This is a genomic window from Vibrio fluvialis (assembly GCF_900460245.1).
Lineage (GTDB): Bacteria > Pseudomonadota > Gammaproteobacteria > Enterobacterales > Vibrionaceae > Vibrio > Vibrio fluvialis.
Genome location: NZ_UHIP01000001.1, coordinates 14,658 through 38,894, shown reverse-complemented (window position 1 = coordinate 38,894; position 24,237 = coordinate 14,658). Strand labels below are relative to the sequence as shown.

Below are 24,237 nucleotides of genomic sequence, written 5' to 3'. Positions count from 1 at the left end.
GCCCTTTTCTTTACAGCTGGCCCTGACGGGAAAACTGAAAACGTCCTTGTCCATCCGGACGTGACAGATATTTAAGCTGCTCAGCCATAGAGTTGGGAAATTCTGCGCCGGGTTTAAACCAGGCCTGAGCAGTAAAACGGCGATTGGCATTAATCTGTGCGCTAAATTCACTGCTCACCTGGCCACTCTGCTGACCGCCTTTGACGTTCAATACGTTGTCTTCACATCCCACTTCGGCCATGACCGGCCCAAGCTGTAAATCGCCAAGCGGTGACTGAATGGCACTCTGAGCCCACACCAGATTGCCACTGGCCGCACGACACCAAGGCGCTCCATAGCGATAATCACGCAGTGTCAGCTCGACCTGTCCCATAGCATTGATAGGCAGTGGCAGATGCAGCGACTGCACCACTTTTTCTGCAGGCGCAGACACCACCATCTCCTCGGCAAACGGGCCGGAAAAAGTGTAACCCACCATGCCTTTGCCGCGCACATCCAGATCACTGCCGCGTCCAAAACGCACCGCGACTTTGGCTTCGGCGCTGAGCAGTGAGGACCACTGCAACTGCCAGTTCAACGCACCGAGATTGCTGTGCTGCCAGCGCACCTGACTGGCACTTCCCTGCCACCAACTGCCCTGCACACCTTGCAGCTCAAGCCCCGACGGCAATGGCACCGACTTAAGCACCACGCTAGCCGGTAAATGGACAATCGCACTGACCACAAACACCACCACAAACAGGGCGACATAACCTAACTTGTGTTTCATCACACTCCCCGTTTCAACTGCAGACGTTTCACTTCTACCACGCCCGGCACTTTACCGCGGTCGAGATCCATAAATTCGACATCCACACCCTGTTTCTCTTTGAGGTACGCAATCCACGAGACCAGTTGTGAGAAGGGCAGTGGCTGAATCCACACTTGCATCATCTCACCTCGAGGCTGCACGCGGATCAGCTCAATATTAAACTGACGCGTCGAGCTGGAAATAACCTGATTAAGCGGTTGAGCCGTGCCCACCACACCTCCCTGCCGACGCAGTGTGACGATATCGTCAGCGGTGGACTGCACCCATTGCAGAAGCTGCTGCTCCGAGACAATACGCGCTCTCGCCGCGTCACTGCGTTGCTGCAGCGGCTGCAGCACACCCCAGTAGAGAATGCCCAGCAGCAGCAAACCGCCGCACACCAGCACCAGACGCTGCTCACGCTGGCTGATACTGCTCCACCAAGTGTGGAGTGAGGTTTGTAACGGGTTGAGTAAATTCTTCATGCTCTGCCCCTATTTGCGTTTGAGGACATACGACCCCACCACTAATTCGCCATTTTTGCTCAGTTGCCCTTGCTCAACCGCAAAGTTCTCTTCGAACTTCACCCGTGCTTGCTCAAAGGTCTGGAAATCTTTACTGGTTGCTTCCAGGCGCACTTCGCCGCGATCGCCATCAAAACGCAGGCTCTGCACCTGCAGCGCGCTGATACTGCGCAGAGTATCCGGCAACTTGCTCAGCCAGCCCAACACATGCTCACCGCTGCTGCCTCCGGATAACATCGCCAGTTCATCGCTCATTTGGCGTTTTAAATAGCTGACGGTCGGAATGCGCTGCTTATCAGGGAAAATGACTCGGAAAATGCGTTCACTTTCCGCACGGTAAGTCTGTGCGGTCGTTTCATATTGATAAGCTTCAACCAGGCGATATCCCATCGATACCACCAGCAGTAACCCGGCGGCAATGGCCGCTTTGCGCCACACCAGCCAGTATTTAGACCAGGAAGATTTCGGCGTGAATTCTCCAGTCAGCAAGGTCATTTTGCTGCGCAATGCTTCCTGTGTCAGGACCTGCATCACCAGCTCAGAAGGCTCGCTGCGCCAATCCTGACCTTCTGCCAGCGTGAGCTCAGGTAGCGGCGTGTAGGCCGTTAACGGCAGCCAGGCATCACCATCACGCACCCAATCCGACTGACTGAACAGCGGCAACCATTGAGCTTCCACGCTCAGGCCTGAAAACTCGCCCTTACGCACCAGCCATTCATCGCCCAGTTGCACCGCAGCCATGCCTTCGGCCTGTGGCAGCGCGAGTACATCCGGCAGGACGCGTTTCACATCAAACTGGAGGGCTTTCAGAGTGTCGAGGCACGATTGCAACCATTGGCGATCTACCCCGGCAACCGAGGCCACGCCACCACTTTTGTTCAATACGCTGAAATGCAGCTCATCGACATCCTGCGCAATCTCATCTTCCACCAAATACGGCAGCATCGATTCCAGTTGTCGGCTGGCGCCCGATGGAATATCGACTTGCGTCAGTACCACATCACTGGCCGCTAACAACAGCAACGTCGAGCGCTGAGCCGCATACGGGGTCAGTTCTTCCAACTGATCCAAACCAGCCACTTCTCCGCTGGCGATCACCGCCTGCTGCTGAGGCGACCACACCAACCAGGGAATGGTGGCATCTTGTTGACTACTCAGCCGAACGGTCAGAAACTCGCTCACTGATTCCTCCAAAGCGACGGCGTATCACCGTTGCAGTTTCTTGTTCATTACTATAAAACAGGCTCCGGACACGCACGCGGGACTCGTCCACTTTCACCTGCGCATCCAGTTCAAAATATTGGCTATCTACAGCCAGATACGCTTTGGCTTCATCACGTATTGCGCTGTCCACCGCTGCTATCTGGGCTTCCGCCAGAAAGTTATCGACACTGCTCCAACCATCAAACGGTCGGTTTTCCAATACCGTTTTGGCATTGGCGTCGCTCAGCGCCGGGCTGAACATCGCGGCCAGCAGTTTGGCCTGATCCGGTGCCAGTGTATTGATGTTGAGCCGCCAGTCATCGACTGGCAACGCACACACATACGGCAATAATTTCTGCATCACATCGCCACTGACCTGATTGACTGCCCGCAGCTCGCTGGCATCGGCCAGCAGCGAGTTGGCCGCCAGATACGCGGGCGACATCGACTCGTAGTAACTGTCTTCGACCCCGCTCGACGCGTTGACGCTGTCGTTGCTGTCGATGTAATCCCAGGTCGAATCGGCAATGGTTTCAGCCTGGTAATTATCGATGTCGAGATCATCGAGCAATGCGCGCCACACGCGATAAACATAAGGCTGGCTGGTGCCGGTATTGACGGCTTGTTCACTGGCAAACACATTGACGTTAAAACACGCCTGCTTGTCGGTAATGCTGCCCACCACTTCACCATAATCCAGCGGATAGCGGCGGTCTTTCTGCGCCCATGGCTGATTAAGACTCACCACATCGTTATCTTTCAGGCTCTGCTCAATCGCCGCTCTGGCCAGCGCTTCCACCCCGACGCTGTACCAGTATGCCTGTTGATAATTGAGCTGGTGACCCGTACGCTGGAACTGAGTAAACATACGTTGCGACATCGTTGCGGCGATGGAAACCATGATCGCAAGCAGCAGCAGAACGATAATCAGGGCAACACCACGCTGGTTACGAATCATTGCCATCTCCCAACTGACCACCCGTGGTCAGGTAGATGCGTTCAATCTGACCGTAATCTTTCAGTGTCAGCGTGATCGATACGGCCTGCGGAATGGCGTTTTTGGCATCCCATTCATCCAGCCACTCCCCTTTGTGATAAAACTTCATCGACCAGGATTCAACCTGAGTCAGCAGCGGCATTACGACAGGCTCTTGGGCCACGGGCGTGTCGGCATAACGCCACCACAACCGTTCAAGCACGCCATCTTTTATACGATAGCCAACCTTAGCAACTTCGCCACGCGGAAACTGTTGCTGCGGGTTATGCCACCCCAAACGCACAAACAGCACGCCTTTGCTGTCAGAGTCGAGCAGATAGTCACTCCACAGCAGCATTTTTTCGCCCGGCTCTTCGCCATTGGTTCGAAAGCGGCGCAGCGCCATCTGACGAAAATCGGCATCCATCATCACCACGGCACGTTGCAGCTCGCTCAGGCGGGCTTCGCGCTCAGCAGACAAACTGTTGCTGCGCTGCACCTGATTCAGCACCTGATACGCCGCAAGACTCAGACTGGCAAAAATGGCCATTGCCACCAGCACTTCAATCAGGGTGAAGCCGCGCAGGCGGCGCTGACGTCCAGCGTTATTTCGCCACATAACTTCTCACCGTGACCACCGGAGCGGCTTTTTTCTCAGTCGCAACACTGACGTCAAACGCCGCCAGAATATCGTTACTGGTTTTCACTGGCGTGACTTTCCAGTACCAGGTGCGTCCTGCCAGTTGCTGCGTCCCTTCCCGTGCCTGTGGCGTGGTATTCGCCAGCATGACATTGGCCATTTGATTATCCACCACCATCGCCGCAAAGGTTTTCTCTTCCAGATAGCTGATGGTATTGATGTGCTGGCTCACGGCGCGCATGACACTGATGGCCGCGGTGGCAAAAATGGCCAGTGCGACCAGCACTTCCAGCAGAGTAAACCCTCGCTTAGCGCTTCGCATTGTGCTCTCCCGGCGCCAGCAGGCGAATTTCACCATTATCCTGCACACGCACCTGCCACCCTTTCTCCGGGTTATCCCCGGTTGCGAAGACATCAAGCGTAAACGGGGTCAGCTCACCGCTGGACAGAATAAACACCTGCGGCGGACGCACTTTCTTCTCGTCTTCCTTCGCGGCAAACATCTCTTCATCAAACAGCGAGCCGGGTTTGAACAGTCGATCTTTGTCCTGCCAGACATCGCCGCCTGGCAAAAACTGCATCGCCAGACCCTCTTTCAGCGCTAACATCGAAGCAAAACCGGACTTATTCAGCCGCTGCCAGCCTTTCTCATTCAGACTGAGAAAATGCAGTTGGTGCGTTTTTTCATCCACGCGCAGGCCATAATCAAGCCCGCTGAGGATCGCTTCTTCATTCAGCAGTTGCAGACGCTGATAAAGGCTTTCCGCGACTTCTTTGGCGTCGTCGTTCTGTTTCGAAGGCAACGTGGCAATCACTGCCACGGCACTCATTGACAACAGCACCAACACCAGCAGAATTTCCAGCAGGGTAAACCCGCGTTTGCACTTCATCACACCGTCGCAACTCGTCATACATCACCGGGCGGCAGAACCGCCCTACCGACCTTATTGGAAATCCTGCAGGTTCCAGTTACCGATATCGGTACTGGTTCCTTCACCGCCTTCCTGACCATCCGCACCCAGCGTAAAGACGTCAATCGTGCCTTTATCACCCGGGCTCAGGTATTGGTAATCGTTGCCCCAAGGATCTTTTGGCAGACGCTTAATGTAGCCACCGGCACGGTAGTTGCGCGGCTCAGGACTGGATGGTTTGTTGACCAGCGCGTCAAGCCCTTGGTCGGTGGTTGGGTAAACGTTGTTGTCCAGTTTGTACATATCGAGTGCATTTTCCAGTGCCACGATGTCCGTAATCGCTTTCTGTTGGTCCGCTTTTTCTTTGTTACCTAACAGATTAGGAACAACGAAGCTGGCCAGAATACCCAGAATCACCACCACGACCATCACTTCCAGCAAGGTAAAACCAGACTGTTTGTTTACTTTTTTGTTCATAAAGACTCCATGTTAAACAAGGCGAAGTTGAGCCGACTCAGCGGCTCATCAAGTTATTCATTTCAAGAATAGGCATCAGCGTTGCCATGACGATAAACAGCACCAGACCTGCCATCAGCGCGATCAGTGCCGGAGTGAAAATCCCCAGCGCAATATTGACCGTGGATTCAAAGTTGGTGTCCTGGTTATCGGCCGCGCGCGTGAGCATGCTTTCCAGCTCACCACTCTGCTCGCCACTGGCGATCATGTGCAGCATCATCGGAGGAAACAGTTTGGTCTGATCGAGCGCTTTACGCAGGCTCGAACCTTCACGCACGTTCTCAGCCGCCGCCAGCACTTGCTGTTTGACGTACTGATTGGTCATGACATCGACCGCCACGCGCATACCATCGAGAATAGGAATGGCACTGGAGGTACAGATGGACAGCGTGCGCGCAAAACGCGAGGTGTTCAGGCCGCGGGCAATTTTGCCGATGACCGGCATGTGAATCACTCGGCGATCCCAGTTCAGGCGCACATCCGGCTTACGCAGCAGCCAGCGGCACAGGTAGACCACCAGCATCAGCGCAATCACCAACTGGATACCCCAATGCTGCACAAAATCACTGGCCGAGAGCAGAAACTGAGTCGATTTCGGCAGTTCCTGCCCCATCTGAATAAACTGGCCGACAATTTTCGGGACCACTGCGGCCAGCAGAAACGCCACGATACAGACTGCAAATACCACCAGTACAATCGGATACAGCATTGCCTGTAGCAGTTTGGAACGCAGTTTCTGGCGGTTTTCTGCATAATCCGCCAGACGCTCCAGCACCGAATCAAGATGACCGGATTTTTCCCCGGCAGCCACCATGGAGCGAAACAGCTCATCAAACACCTGCGGGTAATCCGCCATACTGTCTGCCAGCGTATAACCTTCGGTGACTTTGGAGCGTACCGCCGCCAGCATATTGCGAATACGAGGTTTCTCAGACTGCTCGGACACCGCGCGCAGACACTCTTCCAGCGGCATACCCGACTGTACCAGCGTTGAAAGCTGACGCGTCAGCAGCGCCAGATCCGGCGTGCTGATACCACGACGGGAGAAACCGAGACTGGCACTCTGCGCCTTAGCCGCTTTGACTTTGGTTTCGACGACCTCGACCGGCACCAGCCCCTGCTCTTTGAGACGCAGGCGCACCTGACGCGCATTGTCGCCTTCCAAGACACCTTTTTTCTGTTTGCCACGAGCATCCAGCGCTTTGTATTCAAACGCGGCCATCAGGACTCCTTGGTCACGCGCATCACTTCTTCAAGCGAGGTCACGCCCAGACGCACTTTTTCCAGGCCATCGTCGCGAATGCTCGGTGTGGTTTCGCGCACCAGCTTTTCAATCGCCTGTTCACCCGCTTCGGCGTGAATCAGCGCCTGAACTTCATCCGTCACCAGCACCAGTTCATGGATCCCGGTCCGGCCACGATAGCCTTTGAAGTTACATTTCTCGCAGCCATGCGCTTTGTATAAGATCAGCTCATCTTTTTTCTTCAAATCGAACAACTTACGCTGCTCTTTATCCGCTTCATACGGCACTTTACAGTCCGGGCACAGGGTACGTACCAGACGCTGAGCCAATACGCCCAGCAGCGATGAAGAAATCAGAAATGGTTCAATGCCCATATCGCGCAGACGCGTCACCGCGCCAATCGCAGTATTGGTGTGCAGCGTTGACATCACCAGGTGACCAGTCAGCGACGCCTGTACGGCAATCTGCGCAGTCTCCAGGTCGCGAATCTCCCCCACCATCACCACATCCGGGTCCTGGCGCAAAATAGCACGCAACCCGCGGGCAAAGGTCATGTCCACTTTCGGGTTAACCTGAGTCTGGCCAATGCCGTCGATATCGAATTCGATCGGATCTTCGACGGTCAGAATATTGCGCTCGTTGCTGTTGAGCTCCTGCAAACCAGCATACAGCGTGGTCGATTTACCCGAACCCGTCGGGCCGGTAACCAGCAAAATGCCGTGCGGGCGTTCAATCAGATGGCGGAAGTTGTCGTGGTTACGCTCGGTCATTCCCAAACTGTGCAGATCCAGACGGGTCGCGTTTTTGTCGAGCAGACGCATAACCACCCGTTCGCCATGGGATGAGGGCATGGTTGACACCCGCACATCCACCGAACGACCACCAATGCGCAGCGAAATCCGGCCATCCTGCGGGACGCGTTTTTCTGCAATATCGAGCTTAGCCATGACTTTGACCCGCGACACCAGCAGCGGCGAGAGCTTGCGGCTCGGCGACAACACTTCACGCAGTACACCGTCGACACGAAAACGAATCGACAACGCTTTCTCAAACGTCTCGATATGAATATCGGATGCGCCTTCTTTGATCGCTTCGCCGAGCATGGCGTTAATCAGTTTAATGATGGGCGCATCGTCTTCCGATTCGAGCAGGTCTTCGTTTTGTGGCAATTCTTCCACTATCGAGAAGAAATCATCGCTGTCGGCACCGATGTCTTCCATTAACTGACGGGCTTCCGACGAATCACGCTGGTACACCTGAGTCAGTTTGCTTTCAAACTCGTTCGCTGGCAGCTCGACTAAGGTCAGTCTGCCTTTGACCACGCGGCGGACCTCAGCCAGCGGCGCCATCGACATCGGAGCCACGTAATAGACCGTCGGCGTCTCTAGGCCATCGTGCCATTCCAGCACAATCTTGTAGCGGTTCGCGAAGCTAAACGGCAAACGGCGAACCAGATTACGGGCCACTTGCGCTGCTACCACTTCCGTCATTGCTTCTCGTCCATTTGTTCAATAAATGCCTGAATTTCAGGTTGATGCAGGCGATCCTGACCATATTTCGGCAGCACCGGAATGTTGCTGTCTTCCATCAGTTTCAAGCCTTTATCCGCTTTAAACAGTTGTTCAGCGCGAATGTAGTTGTATTTACGCTGCGTAATACCATCGGCGGTTACGCCGTTGCGGATGATGGTTGGCTTGATAAAGACCATCAGGTTTTTCTTCTCAACCTGAGTACTGGTTGAGGTGAACAGATGGCCCAGAATCGGAATGTCGCCCAGCAGTGGCACTTTGGATTCGCTTTCAGCCGTACGCTCATCAATCAAGCCACCCAGCACCAGCATCTGACCATCCTGTACCATGACAGAAGTATTGAGCTGACGTTTGGCAAAACGCACATCGACCGCGCCATTCGCACCCAGTACGTTGGAAACTTCCTGTTCAATCGACAGCTGTACGGAATCGCCTTCGTTGATTTGTGGTACCACTTTGAGTTTGATACCGACCTCTTTACGATCCACCGTCTGAAACGGATTATCGTTATTTGAGCTCGATGTTGAGCCAGTAATCACCGGCACTTCTTCACCGACGATGAACGACGCTTCGCCGTTATCCATCACGGTGATGCTTGGCGATGACAGGATGTTGGTGTTGGAGTTGGTCGATACCGCGCTGATCAGTGCGGTCCAGTCGCCCATCAGCACGCTGACCGCAGCACCATTGATGCCGGAGAGTGCTGACGCGAGGCTGGTGTAATCACCCGATTCGGTACTGGTATAAGGACGACGGTTGCCGCTTGAGTCATAGTAGTACTCGGTCGTGGTCTGATCTTTGGCTTCTTCCAGACCGACCATCACATTACCGATCGAAGCGCCGCTGTTGCTGAACTGCACCACAGAGCCGCTTTCCAAAGAGCCCCACTGCACGCCTAGGTTAATACCGTCTGCTTCCGACATTTCGACGATCAGCGCTTCAATTAGGACCTGAGCACGACGAATATCCAGTTGTGCAACCACATCCAGAATCGCGTTCATGATGTCCTGCGGCGCCGTGATCACCAGTGAGTTGGTTTCAGCATGCGCAGCAATCATCACGTCATTACGCTGGCCGCCCCCGGACGCTGTGGCGCCTTTCTGGCCATTTTGCTTATCGGCCTGCAGGTTATCCGACACGCCTTTGAGCACATCGACCAGGTCTTCCGCTTTGGCGTATTTGAGGTACACCACGCGGTTATTGCCTTTGGTCGCCATCTCAACATCCAGCTGTCTGATCAGACGTTTGAGACGTTCACGCACTTTCGGGTCACCGGAAATCAGAATTGAATTGGTTCGCTCGTCGGCGACGAATTTCGGCTGCAGGAATTCCGGCGTATTTTTCGCGTCGTTGGCCTTATTGAGCGCTTCAACGATACGCACCATTTCAGACGCCGACGCATTTTTAAGCTCAACCACTTCGATGTCTTTATCACCAGCCTGATCGACACGACGAATAATGTCCGCCAGACGGTTAACCACCGCCGCGCGGCCAGTGATCAGAATGATGTTAGCCGGGTCGTAATGCACCACGTTACCCGCGCCTGCGTTATCAATCAGCTGACGCAGCAGCGGCGAGAGTTCACGCACTGATACGTTTTTGACCGCCACTACCTGAGTGATGACGTTGTCGCCGTTGGCGCGATCATTATCGCCCAGAACCGGAATGGCGGACGTTTTGGCATCCTTCGCCTTGATGACTTTCAGCACGCCGTTGTCCATTTCAACCACCGCGAAGCCGTACACTTCGAGAACATTGAGGAAAAAGCTGTAGTACTGCTTTTCATTCAACGTATCGTAGCTGCGGACATCCACTTTGCCTCGTACAGAAGGGTCAACAATAATGGTTTTCTCGAGGTTGCGGCCGACAATGTTGATGAATTCCTGAATATCCGTGCCTTTAAAGCTGGCGCTGAATTCATTCGCCAGTGCTAACGGCGTTGCCAATAAACTTCCGGCTAACAGCCATGCACTTTTGTTAAGCCAATGCTTCACAGAATACTCCCTCAACGTTTGCTGACACTTTGATGTTAAAACTGAATATAGATGTCATGTTGCTGTCCATCTCGTTCTACTGTGAGGTTAATCTCGGTCAAATCCGTAATCGACTCAAAGACCTTGCTCATCACGTCCGGATCCGTCAGATCCAGACCATTTAATTGTGTGGCGATATCGCCGTTCTGTAATCCCACTGACTCAAACAGTGCCGGGTCTTTACCCGGGCTGACACGGTAGCCCAGAATTTTGTCATCCTGCTTCAACTGGGAGAGCGTGACGTATTGGAAAATTTCGCGGGGGTTTTTGGCGACCGCGGCGCGAATCGCGTCGAGTTTATCTTCCACGGGCGTGTCTTTGGCTGTTCGGGTTGGTGCTGCGGCAGGTTGGGCACTGACTTTAGAATAGTCTATTCCTTCCAGCATCAGGGTCTCATCCCGGCCAGAATTATCAATAATGACCCGATCCGGCATCACCGCTTTGAGTTTTACTCGCGTGCCTTCAATCACTTCATTCAGACCATACGTTGCCTGAGACCCACGATTGGCAATCACCGCCAAACTCTGGCTCGGCTCAGAACTCGCAACAACGCCCACCAGCACCAGGTTTAAACGGGTTTTAGGCGCGTCGACTTTGACAGGCGCCGGAGGTGGCGTCTGGTCGTTGTAATGTCCGAACAGATCGCCTTTCTGCAATACGCTGATGTCCATGCCACTGTTGGTTTTGGGCTGAGCCGACGCATTGGCTGACCATGCGGCGACCGTCGTCTGTTCACTGTGCAGCATCCAAACCATTTTGCCGACGATCCACGCAGACAATGCGATGCAAATCAAAGTGACCCACAAACTGAGCGGCTTTTGCCAATGTGGAAAACGCTGCATCCAATCCCCGGATGTCAGTTGTTGTAAATTGATACGCTCCACTCTGTGTCCTTCATTCCTAAATTGTTGCGCTAACGTCATGTTTTTTATCAGTAGGAGCCTTTTAATTCAGGACCTTATATAAAATATAGCAATATATCACAAGCTTCGCGGACTTCTTTTAACTTACGATTAAATTGTCGACTTGCTTGAAAAACTGACATGCAATCACCATTGTAACCAGCAAGCCAAAAGCGAAATAAACACATTAGAGGTAATTTGCCAGCATGAGTTCCCCATCTGAAGCGGTTCGACTCGATAAATGGTTGTGGGCCGCAAGATTTTACAAAACTCGCTCGCTGGCGCGGAATATGGTCGATGGTGGCAAAGTTCACTATAATGGCCAGCGAACAAAACCAAGTAAGCTGGTCGAAGTCGGTGCGATCATTACCCTGCGCCAAGGCAACGAAGAAAAAACCGTTGTAATTGAACGCGTTTCCGAACAGAGACGTGGCGCACCGGAAGCTCAGACCCTGTATTCAGAAACGGCTGAAAGCGTGGTGAAACGCGAGCGCATGGCGCTGGCGCGTAAACTCAACGCCACCAACCCAGCCCCGGATCGCCGCCCGGATAAAAAACAGCGCCGCGATCTTCTAAAATTTAAACATCAATAAAGAGCCGGACTATTCCTTATGACTACAAGCTCAGTGTCGAAAAACACGTTAAACCGCTACCTATTTGAAGATCTTTCAGTACGTGGCGAGTTGGTGCAACTGGATGAAACGTACCAACACATGATTACCAGCAAGGAATACCCAGCTCCAGTACAGAAACTGTTGGGTGAGCTTTTGGTTGCGACCTCACTGCTGACGGCTACGCTGAAGTTTGAAGGCTCGATTACCCTGCAACTGCAAGGCAACGGCCCGGTTTCACTGGCTGTGATTAACGGTGACAACAACCAGAAAGTACGTGGTGTGGCTCGCTGGGAAGGCGATATTGCCGATGACGCAGGACTACACGATATGATGGGCAGCGGCTATCTGGTGATCACCATTGAACCGAAACAGGGCGAGCGCTATCAGGGCGTGGTTGGCCTGGAAGGTGACAATCTGGCTGAAGTACTGGAAGGTTACTTCCTGCGTTCAGAACAGCTGAAAACCCGCCTGTGGATTCGCGTTGGTGAACAGGAAGGCAAACCTCACGCTGCCGGCATGCTTCTACAAATCATGCCCGACGGCACAGGCACTCCGGAAGATTTCGAGCACCTGGAGCAACTGACCAATACGGTGAAGGATGAAGAGCTGTTCACACTGGAAGCCAATGAGCTGCTGTACCGCCTGTACAACCAGGAAAAAGTGAAAGTATTCGAACCTCAACCAGTTCAATTCCAGTGCGGTTGTTCTCGTGAGCGCAGCGCCGCAGCGATCGTAACCCTCTCGCGTGACGAGGTGTACGAGATTCTGGCAGAAGAAGGTTTTGTCGCTCTGCATTGTGACTATTGCGGCACCACTTACTCGTTCGATTCCGCGCAAGTGGCTGAATTGTTCGCACAAGATAGCTCAGAGAACAAAACCCTGCATTAATTTATCGGGTTTAACAAGCACGAAAATTTACCACTACAGCCAGCATTATGCTGGCTTTTTTTGTGATCAAAACCCAATAAAATCAATAGTTACACTCACCGTACGCCGTACTTAATTTCTTTGGAATAATAATCCCTTTGGTCTGGCGCAATGGTTTGCGTGCGCGATAAAATACCCCAGCCAACAATATGTGACGGGTTACCTAAAACCACAGGGAAAGCGTGGATAATTTTTGAACTATCTCCCTGTTTTTTCCCCACCCCGTTGCTAGCATGGTGAGCAGATAACAATTACAAACATTATTAAAAATCCCTACAAAATCCTTATAAGGAGCACCTATGACCGTTATGGAACATACTAAGGCTGCACAATTAGATCTTACCCAATACGGAATAACCGATGTAACTGAAGTGGTGCGAAACCCAAGTTACGAATTGTTATTCGAAGAAGAAACTCGCTCAGATCTGGAAGGCTACGAAAAAGGCGTAGTCACTGAACTGGGTGCAGTGGCCGTTGATACCGGCATCTTCACTGGCCGCTCACCAAAAGACAAATTCATCGTTAAAGACGCCACTACCGAAGAAAACATGTGGTGGACGTCTGAACAAGCGAAAAACGACAACAAACCGATCAATCAGGCCGTGTGGAACGATCTGAAAGCGCTGGTTGGCAAGCAATTGTCCGGCAAGCGTCTGTTTGTGGTCGATGGCTACTGTGGCGCGAACGCTGATACCCGTCTGTGCGTACGCTTTATTACTGAGGTCGCATGGCAGGCTCACTTCGTGAAGAACATGTTCATCCGTCCTTCTGAAGAAGAGCTGGCAACGTTCAAACCGGATTTCGTGGTCATGAACGGCGCGAAATGCACCAACGATAAATGGCAGGAACACGGTCTGAACTCTGAAAACTTCACCGTATTCAACCTGACCGAAAAAATGCAACTGATTGGCGGTACTTGGTACGGCGGCGAGATGAAAAAAGGTATGTTCGCGATGATGAACTACTTCCTGCCGCTGCAAGGCATCGCGTCAATGCACTGTAGTGCCAACATGAGCAAAGATGGCGACGTCGCTGTGTTCTTTGGTCTGTCTGGTACCGGTAAAACCACTCTGTCGACCGATCCAAAACGCGCGCTGATTGGTGACGATGAGCACGGCTGGGACGACGATGGCGTCTTCAACTTCGAAGGCGGTTGCTACGCGAAAACCATCAAGCTATCGAAAGAAGCCGAGCCAGACATCTACAACGCGATTCGTCGTGATGCATTGCTGGAAAACGTGACTGTCCGCGCTGATGGCTCGATCGATTTCGATGATGGTTCAAAAACCGAGAACACCCGTGTTTCTTACCCGATTTACCACATCGACAACATCGTTAAACCCGTCTCCAAAGGCGGTCACGCGAACAAAGTGATCTTCCTGTCTGCCGATGCATTCGGCGTGCTGCCTCCAGTGTCTAAACTGACGCCGGAACAAACCAAGTACCACTTCCTGTCTGGCTTTACAGCCAAACTGGCCGGTACTGAACGCGGCATTACCGAGCCAACGCCAACCTTCTCTGCTTGTTTCGGCGCAGCGTTCCTGACGCTACACCCGACCAAGTACGCCGAAGTGCTGGTGAAACGCATGGAAGCCGCTGGTGCGGAAGCTTACCTGGTTAACACGGGCTGGAACGGCACGGGCAAACGTATCTCGATTAAAGATACCCGTGGCATCATTGATGCAATTCTGGATGGTTCAATCGAACAAGCCGAAACCAAGCACATTCCTATCTTCAACCTGGAAGTCCCAACAGCGCTGCCAGGCGTAGATCCTGCAATCCTTGACCCACGTGATACTTATACCGACCCACTACAATGGGAAAGCAAAGCTAAAGATTTGGCCTCTCGCTTTATCAACAACTTTGCTAAGTACACCGACAACGCGGAAGGTAAAGCGCTGGTTGCGGCAGGTCCTCAACTGGACTAAAACTGATAACTCAGTAGCAAGCCCCTCTTTTGAGGGGCTTTTTTTGTTGAAGCCAGCGCCAATTTACTCCAAGCTGTGGACTTTCAGGACGGTCATCGCATCAGGGAATTATGAAAAAGCTGCTTGCTCTCGGGGTTGGATTGGTTGCGCTGCTGCTGGCACTGACGCTGGTCGCATTCGGCATCATGCACACCCGTTACCTGACACCGTCTGCGCAGTGGCTGACCGAGCATCTGTGGCCCGAAAAACTGACCTTCAGTGAGCTCGATTACGAATACCCACTCCATTTCCGCCTGCACAATGTGACGCTGGAAACCAGCGCCAACCCCTTGAGCTTTCAACAAGTGGATATCTGGCTCAGCCCGCAACTGTTTCATCAGGACAAATGGGTGATCGACAGCGTACTGCTCGATGGTGCCAACTTTTCCGATGGCTTGCCAGACAATGATTTTCTTGCCCAACTGCAACTCAATCAACTGGCGCTGCACAATATCGATTTCGCCAATCACGGCCTGATTGCACGCGGCGTCAATTTACAGGTCAAAAAGCCTATCTGGAACAACGCCAAACAGTGGCTGCCTTACGGCGAACTGCAACTCTCAGCCGAACAGTTTTACTGGCAAGGTGAAGCGCTCAACAATGTACTGATCGATGCCGATTACAAAGCACAGGACAGCACCGTTTACGGCGCCTCGTTTCAATGGCGCGGCGGCGAGTTTTCTGGTCAGGCAGAGCAGTATCCGGCCGGTTGGTCGCTGGTCAACGTCACCATCAGCAAGCTGGACCTGAAAGACGATCTGTCTACGCTGAGCGCGCCGTGGTGGCAGCTGGCCAAGCCTTATCTTCACCACATCAACAGCCTCGATGTGCTGAGCAGCAATTGGCAGTTGGGTGAGACCAAACTGACCAACCTCGCGCTGTCGCTGGAGAACCTGACGATCGATCAGTCACTGTGGCAGCAAGACAGTGGCTACCTGTCACTCAACGCCGAATCCGCGGACTGGCATGGACTGCAATGGATTGAACCGACGTTTAAGCTCGAGTTTCGCCCGGGCAACATCACCATCAGTGATTTTGCCACCGAACTGCTGCAAGGCAGCATTCAGCTCAGTGGTGACATTCAGCCCTCCGGCATCCATCTTCACCAGTTAACCGCACGCGGCATCAAATGGTTTGCCGAGCAGCAACAGGATTGGGCGTGGCTAGACAGCGATCTTCCTGCGCTGAAAAATCTGACCATTGATCAATGGGATCTCAACAACCTGCAATTGATCCAACTGACTCATAAGCCGTTTTGGCAACTCTCTGGCCTGAATGTTGAAGGACGCAATACCGAGCTCAATCGCAATGGCCGTTGGGGCCTGTGGAATGGGAAACTGAGCATCAGCGCCAACAGCGCCAGTATCGGTTCGCTCGTCAGTAGCCAAGGTGTGGTGGAGATGAGCAGCAAAGAGGCACACTGGCAGCTTGAGCGCGCGTTCCTGCCGTTGGAGAACGGTTATGTGGATGCCACTGCCAACTGGGCATTTGACGCAGCCAGCGCGCCATGGAACATCAATTTGCATGGGGACGGCGTGCCGCTCACTCAACTCGGCCAATGGCTGCCTCTGCCATTGAAAGTCGATGCCTTGGCCGAAATCGATTTGGCCGCCGATGGCCTTGCGGGCGACTATCCGATGCTGGCTCACTCACTCAGCGGCGAACTGAACCTCAATTTGCGCGATGGCACTTTGGTGATGAAGAACTCTGATGCATTGGTGGTACAGCCTTTCTCACTCGACGGGCTGAGACTGAACGCCGACCGCGGTCGCCTGTCACTGCATGAGACGCCGCTGTCCGGCCCAACGCTCAATGCCCGCCTGCACGGTGACATTGATTTGGTTGAACCCAAACAAGGGATGTTGGAACTGGAGGTGACTCAGCGCTGCGATACTCAGCATTTTGATCTGCTGCGCAATCAACAGCGCGAGGAGAAAGGTTCGGACAAAGCGTGCGTGCTAGCCCCTTAGCCGCGCGCATTTTCCAAAATAGCTTGGTAGTTCGGGATCAGCATGTAAGTGCCGATGAACTCCACGGCGTCGTTATCGCCACTCGAAATATTCACGTTAACCACAATGCGCGCTTTGCGCCCGGAGGCCAGGCGGTCCAAATCGCCGCTAATGCCATCCAGTGACGTCGACGCCACCGGGTTGTGTACCACCGGATGGCGGTAACGGATACGGCTGTCGACCAGCACAATATCTCCTTCCAGGTTACGCTCACGCATCAGCAGCCACGCCATCCCCCAGCCAGTCAGCGTCGCCAGCGTAAAGGCAGAGCCCGCAAACATGGTGTTGTGGGGATTGAGGTTCGGGTTAAGCTGCGCGCCACACTGGAACTGATAGCCCGTGTACTGCAGCACTTTGATCCCCATTTTTTCGCTGATCGGAATGTGCGCCGCCCAGCGCTCCTGAAGCTCGGTACACCACTCCGGTTTACGCAGCACATTGGCCATCGGGTCGAGCGGTTTGACCATCTGCTGATGGCGTACCGGGCCGCGCTCATCGGTCAGTTCACCGCGGCGCTCAAAACCATTTTTCTCATAGAATTTGATCGCGTCTTCACGAGCGTTACACACCAAGCGTTTCGCCCCTTCCTGACGCGCCAGAGATTCAAGAGCCACCAGCACAAGCGAGCCCATACCCTTGGCGCGACGACTGGCTTTGACCGCCATGTAGCGGATCTGGCCTTCGTTATCCGGGGTGATATACAGGCGACCAATCGCGATTGGCCGTCCCCGACTGTCGACAATCATGCGGTGATGGCTCATCGCGTCATATTCATCACGCTCTGAGCCAATCGGCATACGCCACGGCTCGCGCAGCAACTGCCAGCGGAAGTGGTAATACTTATTGAGCTGATTATCCGTTTTCGGCGTAATAAGTTTAAACATAGAGTCCGTTCCCGAAAGCTCACAAGGAGCCGAAATTTAAGCCTGCAACCAGAAGGTTACCGGGCCATCATTGATGAGTGACACTTTCATGTCGGCCGCAAAACGTCCACGCTCTGTCGGCAAAACCTGTGCACACAAATCAGAAAAATAGTCGTATAGACGCTGCGCCTCTTGTGGGTGCGCGCCACGTGAAAAGCCGGCACGGGTGCCCTTTTTCGTATCCGCAGGCAAGGTAAACTGCGAGACCACCAGCACACTGCCCCCGACATCTTTGACGCTGAGGTTCATTTTGCCTGCATCATCCTCAAACACACGATAGCCGGTCACTCGTTCCATCAGGCGTTTGGCTTTGGCTTCATCATCATCACGTTCAACCCCAAGCAGCACTAACAGGCCATGGTTAATCTCACCGACGATTTCGCCCTCCACGCGGACTGCCGCTTCACTCACCCGTTGAATCAAGGCTATCACTTTGGTTTCCTTCTTGTTTGTGCTGAGTTTGAGGCAGTGAGTGTACCACGTCTGGGTCGTCACTCCAGTACTCACGCTCACCGAGCGCAGCGGTCACTTCGGCCCCGATCAACACAATCAGCCAACATAAATACACCCAAACAAACAGAATGGGAATCGCGGCAAGCGCCCCGTATATCAACTGATAAGAAGGGAACTGAGTAATGTAGGCCGCAAAGGCTTTTTTACTCAGCTCAAACAGAATAGCAGCGACAAATGCGCCAGCGATAGCATGCAGAAAATGAATTTTTTTGTTCGGCACCAACAGATATAACCCGGCAAACGCAGAAAACGACAGCAACAGTGGCAGGCGACGCAGGAAGAAGTTGAAGGCACCAGTCAGTGCTTCGCTGTCGAGCAGTTTGAGCGACGTGATGTACGAGGTGACCGCAATACTGGCACCGACCAGAATTGGTCCCAGCGTGAGGATCATCCAGTACATTGAAAACGAAAACACCATGCGGCGTTTCTTACGTACCCGCCAGATGTAGTTGAGGTTCTTATCGATATTCGAAATCAGCGTCAGCGCTGCGACAAACAGGAACATACCACCCACTGCAGTCATTTTGCCGGTATTGGTGACGAACTCTGTCAGCGCGTTACGCACCGCATCCCCAGCCGCGGGCACGAAGTGGGTAATCACATAATCCTGAACCACATCACCGACGTTTTCAAAAATGGAGAAGGAAGAGAGGATCGACAGCAATACGGTCAACATTGGTACAATCGACAACAGCGTGATGTACGCGAGGTATCCGGCATTCACATTGACTCGGTCGTGGCCCATACGCACCAACAAATAACGCCCGAACAATACGCTATCCTTAACCAAAGATTGGATTTTCAACTTGTCTCTCCCATGCGACTAAGCCATGCTAACGCCTTCATTTTAATAGAAAGGAGCTCATGATGCCTTACCTGTTGGCCATCTTCTTATCGATCTTTACCCTGACAGGCTGTCAAAGCGCCTATTATTCGGCGATGGAAAAGGTCGGTTATCACAAACGCGACATTATGGTTGACCGTGTCGAGGCCGCCCAAGAGTCACAAAAAGACGCACAGCAGGAGCTGACCAGCGCACTGGAAGCCCTGTCGGCATTCACGCAATTTGATGGTGGCGAACTGGAAAGCGCCTATGAGCGCATCAACGATCAGTACCAACAAAGCGAAGCAGCAGCTGCCGATGTGCATGAGCGCATTGCCGCGATTGAAGACGTTGCCGATGCCTTGTTTGAAGAATGGCAAGGTGAGCTTGCGCTTTACACCAGCAGCAAACTGCGCCGTGCCAGTGAGCAGAAACTCAACACCACCAAAACTTCATATCAGACGATGCTTAAAGCGATGAAACGCGCCGAGCAAAAGATGACACCAGTGCTCAACACCCTGCGCGATAATACTCTGTATCTGAAGCATAACCTCAATGCCAGCGCGGTGGGTTCACTGCAAGGTGAATTTGCGACCTTAGAGCAGGATATTCGCACCGCGATCACGCAGATGAACGCCGCGATTAAAGAATCGGATCAGTTCCTCACCCATCTCAAACAGTAGCGTGGCATGATGCTGCGTGCTCCACAGCGCGCAGCACAAAGCGCACTCGCTCGCTGACCGCATCAAACGGCACCTCAACACAGTGATAACCCAGTTGTATGTAAGTCATCACTAACTGTTCATGAATCGCCAATGCTTGCTCAAATGGATAAGGTCTCACATCATCCTGCACATAAATGGCGGCGTGTGGCCGACACACAAACACGGTCGGGAAATAGCCCTGACTGGCCTGTACATAATGCAGACCCGGTTCAATATCCGCCGCCTGCAGATAACCACAAATGTCAGGAATCGCGCGGTCGAGAAACGCCAATGGCTCTTTGTCCGCATTCCGTTTTTGCTCACTCATCGCGACCAGACACAATTGAGCAAATCCTGCTAAATCGTGCCACGGCAATATGCCATTCGGCTTCGCACTCTCTTGCTCAATCAAGGTGCGCGACACTTCGGGAAACGTTGCCAAACCCGCCTGTGCTAACGCGTCAATCAGAGTGGTTTTGCCGGCGCCCGGACCGCCAGTGATGATGATGGGTTTCACATTCGCTCCTTATCAAATGCATAAAAAAAGCCCCCAGCGTTACCGCCGAGGGCTCAATTCTATTCGTTCAACGATTATTTTGCGTCGCGAGATGCACGTTTACGATCGTTTTCAGTCAGGTGACGTTTACGAATACGGATGCTTTGTGGCGTAACTTCTACCAGCTCATCGTCATCGATAAACTCAAGCGCTTGCTCTAGCGTGTATTTGATTGCTGGAGTCAGAACCTGAGCTTCATCGGTACCTGATGCACGTACGTTCGTCAGCTGTTTACCTTTCAGACAGTTTACTGTCAGGTCGTTCGAACGGTTGTGAATACCCACGATTTGACCTTCGTAAACTTCGTCCGCGTGTTCAGTGAACAGACGGCCACGCTCTTGCAGGTTAAACAGAGCGTAAGTCAGTGCTTTACCGGTTGCATTCGAAATCAGTACGCCGTTCACACGTTGGCCGATGTTACCGCCTTTGTGTGGGCCGTAGTGGTCAAAGGTATGGTACAGCAGACCAGAACCTGAAGTCAGGGTCATGAACTCCGTCTGGAAGCCGATCAGGCCGCGTGATGGCATCACGAAGTCTAGACGTACACGACCTTTGCCATCTGGAGACATGTCTTTCAGTTCGCCTTTACGCAGACCGATTTTCTCCATGATGCCGCCTTGGTGCTCTTCCAACACGTCGATAGTTACCGTTTCAAACGGTTCCATCAGTTGGCCGTTTTCTTCTTTCAGGATTACTTCTGGACGAGATACCGCCAGTTCGAAACCTTCACGGCGCATGTTTTCGATCAGGATAGACAGGTGAAGTTCACCACGGCCTGATACGCGGAATTTATCTGGATCGTCCGTTTGCTCAACACGCAGTGCAACGTTGTGAACCAGTTCTTTTTCCAGACGCTCAAGGATGTTACGTGAAGTCACGAACTTACCTTCTTTACCCGCAAACGGAGAAGTGTTTACCTGGAAAGTCATGGTTACCGTTGGTTCGTCAACGCTCAGTGGTGGCAGCGCTTCGATGCAGTTCACGTCACAGATGGTGTCTGAAATTTTCAGTTCGCCAAGACCGGTGATCGCAACGATGTCGCCCGCCGTCGCTTGTTCTGTTTCAGAACGTTGCAGACCCAGGTAACCCAGAACAGTACCAACTTTGCCGTTACGTTTTTTGCCATCAGCGCTCACAACGGTCACTTGCTGGTTTGGTTTTACCGTACCGCGAGTCACACGGCCAACACCGATAACACCAACGTATGAACTGTAGTCCAGCTGAGAAATTTGCATTTGCAGCGGACCTTCAAGGTCAACTTGAGGAGGCTCTACGTTATCAACGATGGCTTGGAACAGCGGTTCCATGTTTTCGCCAGTTTCGCCTTCTTCCAACGTTGCCCAGCCGTTCAGAGCTGATGCGTAAACCACTTGGAAGTCCAGCTGTTCATCCGTTGCACCTAGGTTGTCGAACAGGTCAAATACCTGATCCATTACCCAGTCAGGACGCGCGCCAGGGCGGTCGATTTTGTTGATAACAACAATTGGTTTCAGACCGTGAGCAAACGCTTTTTGGGTTACGAAACGAGTTTGTGGCATTGGGCCGTCAACCGCATCAACGATCAGACAAACACAGTCAACCATTGACATGATACGTTCAACTTCACCACCGAAGTCCGCGTGTCCCGGAGTGTCTACGATGTTGATACGGTAGTCGTTCCAGTTGATAGCGGTGTTCTTCGCCAGGATGGTAATGCCGCGCTCTTTTTCAATGTCGTTCGAGTCCATGACTCGCTCTTCAACATCACCGCGCGACTCTAACGTGCCTGATTGCTGGAGTAGTTTATCCACCAGGGTCGTTTTGCCGTGGTCAACGTGCGCGATGATCGCGATGTTTCTTAATTTTTCAATCTGTGGAGTAGCCATGGAGTTTTGCTTCACTTAATTACACAAAATGGTCCGCTTCCGCGCGTAGGCAAAACCGGTACCTGAGTTTGGTTCAAAAAACGGCCAATAATGTACCAGATTTTGGCGAAAAACCTAGGAATATGTGATCTGTCACGCTGAATTTCGCTCCTTTAGAGCCTAGCCGTCAAATTGATTTAAAACAAACCGCGGCATACTGGACGGAAATGCCAATTGACAACCCTACAAATTATCGGCTGAATAGTGTTCGCTTTGATAGATATTGGTGCAGTGAAACCGATAACGCACCAACAAGGTGCAACAAGGGATCTTATTGGTGCAACGGAAAGCACCAAAAAGAGCCAATCTTATGCAAAGCATTGAATTTTTAGGACTTAAGAAATTGGCACGATTCTAGCTAATATGAATTCAGCACAGATTAAGTAGTAGTTCAGACATTAATCAATGCTGGTTTCACTTTGATTCGAGCCCAAACCGCTTTATTAACACTGGAGGTTATCCAAGATGTCAGTAGAAAACGTACTATCGCTGATCCAAGAAAACGAAGTTAAGTTTGTTGACCTACGCTTCACAGACACAAAAGGTAAAGAGCAGCACATCTCAATTCCTGCTCACCAAATCGACGCAGACTTCTTCGAAGAAGGTAAAATGTTCGATGGTTCATCAGTTGCTGGCTGGAAAGGTATCAACGAATCAGACATGGTAATGATGCCAGATGCATCATCAGCTGTGCTTGACCCATTCACAGAAGACGCAACGCTGAACATCCGTTGTGACATTCTTGAGCCTGCAACAATGCAAGGCTACGACCGTGACCCACGTTCTATCGCAAAACGCGCGGAAGAGTACATGCGTTCTACTGGAATCGCAGATACTGTTCTGGTAGGTCCAGAGCCAGAATTCTTCCTGTTTGACGACGTGAAATTCTCTACTGACATGTCAGGTTCTTTCTTCAAGATCGATGACGTAGAAGCAGCTTGGAACACAGGTACTGACTACGAAGACGGTAACAAAGGTCACCGTCCAGGTGTGAAAGGCGGTTACTTCCCAGTAGCGCCAGTTGACTCATCTCAAGACATCCGTTCAGCAATGTGTCTGATCATGGAAGAAATGGGTCTGGTTGTTGAAGCACACCACCACGAAGTAGCAACTGCAGGTCAGAACGAAATCGCAACACGTTTCAACACACTGACCAGCAAAGCGGACGAAATCCAAATCTACAAGTACGTTGTTCATAACGTTGCTCACGCATTCGGCAAAACAGCGACTTTCATGCCTAAACCACTGGTTGGCGACAACGGTTCTGGTATGCACGTACACCAATCTCTGGCGAAAGACGGCGTTAACCTGTTCGCTGGCGACAAGTACGGCGGCCTGTCTGAAATGGCGATCTACTACATCGGTGGTATCATCAAGCACGCACGTGCACTGAACGCACTGACTAACCCATCGACCAACTCATACAAGCGTCTGGTTCCACACTACGAAGCGCCTGTCATGCTGGCTTACTCTGCACGTAACCGTTCAGCGTCTATCCGTATCCCAGTGGTACCAAGCCCTAAAGCACGTCGTATCGAAGTTCGCTTCCCAGATCCAGCAGCGAACCCATACTTGGCGTTTGCAGCAATGCTGATGGCTGGTCTTGACGGTATTAAGAACAAGATCCACCCAGGCGAAGCAATGGATAAAGACCTGTACGATCTTCCAGCTGAAGAAGCGGCAGAGATTCCAAAAGTTGCTGAATCACTGCAACAAGCGCTGCAGTGCCTGAGCGATGACCGCGAGTTCCTGACTGCAGGTGGCGTATTCTCTGATGATTTCATCAACTCTTACATCGAACTGAAAACGAAAGATGTAGAGCGCGTGAACGTTGCAGTACACCCACTAGAATTCGAACTGTACTACTCTGTATAAGTCTTATTCTTTGTAAGCGTAACGCAGGTTACACACGAAAATCAGGCTCGCCTCGCAGGCGGGCCTTTTTCGTATTTGGGCCCGTGATGAAGGCATTTAACATGAACGTTACATACTCAGTATCGAACCAGTGACTCCGCGTCTTGGCGAACCCA

Annotated in this window: 23 protein-coding genes; 6 read left to right on the top strand and 17 right to left on the bottom strand. The window is 52.4% G+C overall.

The genetic code is table 11. From position 1 onward, the window contains the following. Positions 1–10: 10 nt before the first annotated feature. The 12 genes from DYA43_RS00185 to gspC are packed head-to-tail and all read right to left on the bottom strand — an operon-like array spanning position 11 to position 11,207. Positions 11–769 (bottom strand): type II secretion system protein N, encoded by a 759-nt coding sequence (locus DYA43_RS00185; RefSeq protein WP_024373336.1) that lies wholly within the window; start codon positions 767–769, stop codon positions 11–13. Further along, on the bottom strand, positions 769–1,275 hold the full coding sequence (locus DYA43_RS00180; RefSeq protein WP_020329336.1) for a type II secretion system protein M: 507 nt from the start codon (positions 1,273–1,275) through the stop codon (positions 769–771). Before DYA43_RS00180 ends, DYA43_RS00185 begins: the two co-directional genes overlap by 1 nt. 9 nt (positions 1,276–1,284) lie before the next feature. Next, positions 1,285–2,496: a type II secretion system protein GspL gene (gene gspL / locus DYA43_RS00175; protein WP_061057131.1), complete on the bottom strand. Its 1,212-nt coding sequence runs from the start codon at positions 2,494–2,496 to the stop codon at positions 1,285–1,287. Further along, positions 2,465–3,475 carry a type II secretion system minor pseudopilin GspK gene (gene gspK, locus DYA43_RS00170; RefSeq protein ID WP_020329333.1) on the bottom strand — a complete coding sequence of 337 codons (1,011 nt, stop codon included), beginning with the start codon at positions 3,473–3,475 and terminating at the stop codon, positions 2,465–2,467. Before gspK ends, gspL begins: the two co-directional genes overlap by 32 nt. Beyond that, complete coding sequence (gene gspJ / locus DYA43_RS00165; protein ID WP_055453011.1) at positions 3,465–4,112, bottom strand: type II secretion system minor pseudopilin GspJ; 648 nt, start codon at positions 4,110–4,112, stop codon at positions 3,465–3,467. The genes gspK and gspJ overlap by 11 nt, the downstream gene beginning before the upstream one ends. Then, positions 4,099–4,455, bottom strand: coding sequence for a type II secretion system minor pseudopilin GspI (gene gspI, locus DYA43_RS00160; protein WP_024373339.1), 357 nt, complete (start codon positions 4,453–4,455; stop codon positions 4,099–4,101). The genes gspJ and gspI overlap by 14 nt, the downstream gene beginning before the upstream one ends. Continuing rightward, positions 4,442–5,023: a type II secretion system minor pseudopilin GspH gene (gene gspH / locus DYA43_RS00155; protein WP_044363324.1), complete on the bottom strand. Its 582-nt coding sequence runs from the start codon at positions 5,021–5,023 to the stop codon at positions 4,442–4,444. The genes gspI and gspH overlap by 14 nt, the downstream gene beginning before the upstream one ends. A gap of 54 nt (positions 5,024–5,077) precedes the next feature. After that, positions 5,078–5,521, bottom strand: a complete 444-nt coding sequence (gene gspG / locus DYA43_RS00150; protein ID WP_020329329.1) for a type II secretion system major pseudopilin GspG — start codon at positions 5,519–5,521, stop codon at positions 5,078–5,080. Between the two features lie 37 nt (positions 5,522–5,558). After that, positions 5,559–6,782 (bottom strand): type II secretion system inner membrane protein GspF, encoded by a 1,224-nt coding sequence (gspF, locus tag DYA43_RS00145; RefSeq protein WP_061057130.1) that lies wholly within the window; start codon positions 6,780–6,782, stop codon positions 5,559–5,561. Beyond that, positions 6,782–8,293: a type II secretion system ATPase GspE gene (gene gspE / locus DYA43_RS00140; protein ID WP_061057129.1), complete on the bottom strand. Its 1,512-nt coding sequence runs from the start codon at positions 8,291–8,293 to the stop codon at positions 6,782–6,784. The genes gspF and gspE overlap by 1 nt, the downstream gene beginning before the upstream one ends. After that, positions 8,290–10,326 carry a type II secretion system secretin GspD gene (gene gspD, locus DYA43_RS00135; RefSeq protein ID WP_020329326.1) on the bottom strand — a complete coding sequence of 679 codons (2,037 nt, stop codon included), beginning with the start codon at positions 10,324–10,326 and terminating at the stop codon, positions 8,290–8,292. The genes gspE and gspD overlap by 4 nt, the downstream gene beginning before the upstream one ends. A 35-nt stretch (positions 10,327–10,361) precedes the next feature. Continuing rightward, positions 10,362–11,207: a type II secretion system protein GspC gene (gene gspC / locus DYA43_RS00130; RefSeq protein ID WP_206384234.1), complete on the bottom strand. Its 846-nt coding sequence runs from the start codon at positions 11,205–11,207 to the stop codon at positions 10,362–10,364. Positions 11,208–11,473: 266 nt separating this feature from the next. Here gspC and hslR point away from each other — a divergent pair, with 266 nt between their 5' ends. The 4 genes from hslR to DYA43_RS00105 all read left to right on the top strand — a co-directional run bounded on the left by hslR (position 11,474) and on the right by DYA43_RS00105 (position 16,745). Then, the gene (hslR, locus tag DYA43_RS00125) at positions 11,474–11,860 is read left to right on the top strand and encodes a ribosome-associated heat shock protein Hsp15 (protein WP_020329324.1); all 387 of its coding nucleotides are present in this window, start codon (positions 11,474–11,476) and stop codon (positions 11,858–11,860) included. Between the two features lie 33 nt (positions 11,861–11,893). Continuing rightward, positions 11,894–12,769, top strand: coding sequence for an Hsp33 family molecular chaperone HslO (gene hslO / locus DYA43_RS00120; RefSeq protein WP_061057249.1), 876 nt, complete (start codon positions 11,894–11,896; stop codon positions 12,767–12,769). Positions 12,770–13,107: 338 nt separating this feature from the next. Beyond that, entirely contained in the window at positions 13,108–14,736 is a 1,629-nt protein-coding gene (pckA, locus tag DYA43_RS00110) for a phosphoenolpyruvate carboxykinase (ATP) (protein WP_020329322.1), read from the top strand. Positions 14,737–14,846: 110 nt separating this feature from the next. Continuing rightward, positions 14,847–16,745: an AsmA family protein gene (locus DYA43_RS00105; protein WP_061057127.1), complete on the top strand. Its 1,899-nt coding sequence runs from the start codon at positions 14,847–14,849 to the stop codon at positions 16,743–16,745. On the opposite strand, the gene DYA43_RS00100 is transcribed toward DYA43_RS00105, so the two are convergent. Genes DYA43_RS00100 through DYA43_RS00090 form a run of 3 tightly spaced genes read right to left on the bottom strand, consistent with a single transcriptional unit; the run spans position 16,742 to position 19,025 of the window. After that, the gene (locus DYA43_RS00100; protein ID WP_020329320.1) at positions 16,742–17,668 is read right to left on the bottom strand and encodes a bifunctional GNAT family N-acetyltransferase/hotdog fold thioesterase; all 927 of its coding nucleotides are present in this window, start codon (positions 17,666–17,668) and stop codon (positions 16,742–16,744) included. The two genes, DYA43_RS00105 and DYA43_RS00100, sit on opposite strands and share 4 nt — an antisense overlap. A 36-nt stretch (positions 17,669–17,704) precedes the next feature. Continuing rightward, positions 17,705–18,139 carry a D-aminoacyl-tRNA deacylase gene (gene dtd / locus DYA43_RS00095; RefSeq protein WP_061057126.1) on the bottom strand — a complete coding sequence of 145 codons (435 nt, stop codon included), beginning with the start codon at positions 18,137–18,139 and terminating at the stop codon, positions 17,705–17,707. After that, complete coding sequence (locus tag DYA43_RS00090) at positions 18,111–19,025, bottom strand: virulence factor BrkB family protein (protein WP_038127848.1); 915 nt, start codon at positions 19,023–19,025, stop codon at positions 18,111–18,113. The genes dtd and DYA43_RS00090 overlap by 29 nt, the downstream gene beginning before the upstream one ends. Positions 19,026–19,087: 62 nt before the next feature. Between DYA43_RS00090 and DYA43_RS00085 the strand changes: the two genes are divergently transcribed. After that, complete coding sequence (locus tag DYA43_RS00085) at positions 19,088–19,726, top strand: DUF2959 domain-containing protein (protein WP_061057125.1); 639 nt, start codon at positions 19,088–19,090, stop codon at positions 19,724–19,726. Here DYA43_RS00085 and DYA43_RS00080 read toward each other — a convergent pair. Both DYA43_RS00080 and typA read right to left on the bottom strand, forming a co-directional pair. Further along, complete coding sequence (locus DYA43_RS00080; RefSeq protein WP_061057124.1) at positions 19,716–20,264, bottom strand: AAA family ATPase; 549 nt, start codon at positions 20,262–20,264, stop codon at positions 19,716–19,718. The genes DYA43_RS00085 and DYA43_RS00080 overlap by 11 nt on opposite strands. Before the next feature lie 74 nt (positions 20,265–20,338). Further along, entirely contained in the window at positions 20,339–22,168 is a 1,830-nt protein-coding gene (typA, locus tag DYA43_RS00075; protein WP_020329314.1) for a translational GTPase TypA, read from the bottom strand. Positions 22,169–22,672: 504 nt separating this feature from the next. On the opposite strand from typA, the gene glnA reads away from it, so the two are divergent. Further along, the gene (gene glnA / locus DYA43_RS00070; protein ID WP_020329313.1) at positions 22,673–24,082 is read left to right on the top strand and encodes a glutamate--ammonia ligase; all 1,410 of its coding nucleotides are present in this window, start codon (positions 22,673–22,675) and stop codon (positions 24,080–24,082) included. The last annotated feature ends 155 nt before the right edge of the window (positions 24,083–24,237 follow it).